The organism is Streptomyces sp. NPDC004031 (assembly GCF_053604375.1).
This window is the reverse complement of sequence record NZ_JBSGHL010000144.1, coordinates 1-1,998: the sequence shown is the minus strand read 5'-3', so window position 1 is coordinate 1,998 and position 1,998 is coordinate 1. Positions and strand designations below refer to the sequence as shown.

The window sequence follows — 1,998 nt, the reverse complement described above, 5'->3', positions numbered from 1 at the left end:
ACCGCCGCCCACGTCGCGGGCGTGCTCTCACTGCCCGACGCGGCACGCCTGGTCACCGCGCGGGGACGCCTCATGCAGGCCGCCCAGGCCGGCGGAGCGATGATCGCCGTCGAGGCCACCGAGGACGAGGTGCTGCCCCTGCTGGACGAGCGGCTCTCGCTGGCCGCGGTCAACGGCCCCACGGCCGTCGTGGTCTCCGGTGACACCGACGCCGCCGAGACCGTTGCGGAGCATTTCCGTGACCTGGGCCGCCGGACCCGGCGTCTCACGGTCTCCCACGCCTTCCACTCACCCCACATGGACACCGTCCTGGACGACTTCACCCGCGAGATCCGGACCCTGGACTTCCAGCCCCCGCAGATCCCGGTCCTGTCCAACGTCACCGGGGTTGTGGCCACCACCGGGGAGCTGACCTCACCGGAATACTGGGCCCGCCACATCCGCGGCACGGTCCGCTTCCACCACGGCATCCAGCACCTCGCTACCGAACACGCCGTCACCGCCTACCTCGAACTCGGCCCCGACCCCGTCCTCACCGCCAACATCACCACCACGGTCAACGGCAACGCCCTCGCCGTCGCAGCACTGCGCAAAGGCAGGCCCGAGGACGAGACGTTCCTCACCGCCCTCGCCCACCTGTGGACCACCGGCACCCCCATCACCTGGGAGAAAACCCCCGCACTGACCGGTGGCCGAGCATTCGAGCTTCCGACCTACGCCTTCCAGCACCAGCGGTACTGGCTCGAAGCCCCCGCAACCACCGGCGATGCCACCGGACTCGGCCTCGCTGTCGCCGGACACGGACTCCTCGGCGCGGCCGTGGACCTGGCCGACGAAGGCGGTGCGGTCCTCACCGGACGCCTCTCCCACGCCACGCAGCCCTGGCTGGCAGGCCACACCATCCTGGGCAGGGTCCTGCTGCCAGGCACCGCGTTCGTGGACCTGGCCGTCGCGGCGGGTGACCGTGTCGGCGCCGGACACCTCGAAGACCTCACCCTCCACGCACCACTGGTGATCACCGAAGCCCAGGCCCTCCAGCTCCAGGCCACCCTCACCCCGGACGACGGCGGATACGCGCTGGCCGTGCACTCCCGGCCCGACAACGGGAACGGCCCCTGGGTCCGGCATGCCACCGGCCGCCTCACCGCCCAGACCGCGGAAGTGGCCGACGACGCGTCGGCATGGCCCCCGAACGACGCCCAGCCCGTCGATCTCGACGGTCTCTACGAGCGCCTCGCCGTGCGCGGGTATGAGTATGGGCCGCTGTTCCAGGGCCTGCGTGCTGCGTGGCGCCACCAGGACGGGGGCGTGTCCGCGGAGATCACCCTGCCCGCCGACGACACCGCCACCGACACCGACGCGTTCGGTATCCACCCGGCGCTCCTGGACGCGGCCCTGCACGCGCTGCTGCTGGACGACCGGCCGGGTGAGCCGGTGGTGGTGCTGCCGTTCGCGTGGAGCGGGGTCACCCTCCACGCCACCGGCGCCACCACCCTGCACGTCCACTGGACCACCACCGGCGAGAACACCCACGCCCTCACCGCCACCGACCCCACCGGCACACCCGTCATCACCGCCGACGCCCTCACCCTCCTGCCCACCACCACCGTCCAGACCACCACCCACAGCAACGACCTCTACCAGCTCACCTGGACCCCCACCCCCGACACCGCCGAGGCCGAGGCCGAGACCGCCGGGGGCCGTGAGCTGGTGGTCCTGGGCACCGAGACGTTCGGTCTCACCGGTGTGCCCGTCCACACCACCCTCGATGACGTCCCCGCCGGTGCCCACGTGCTGCTCACCGTGCAGCCTTCGCCTCTGGACGCCGGCCCCGCCCACACCCACACCGTCCTCACCGACACCCTGGCCGTCCTCCAGGCATGGCTGGCGCATCCCGGTCACACCGACGGGCACCTGACCGTCGTCACCCGCCACGCCGTCACGACCCGTCCCGCCGACCCCGCCCCCGACCTCACCGCAGCAGCCGTCTGGGGCCTG

Annotated in this window: 1 protein-coding gene; it reads left to right on the top strand. The window is 72.3% G+C overall.

Annotation, left to right across the window (positions count from 1 at the left end):
• A partial coding sequence (locus ACWERV_RS36675; RefSeq protein ID WP_452941215.1) for an acyltransferase domain-containing protein occupies positions 1-1,998 on the top strand: 1,998 nt, incomplete at both ends.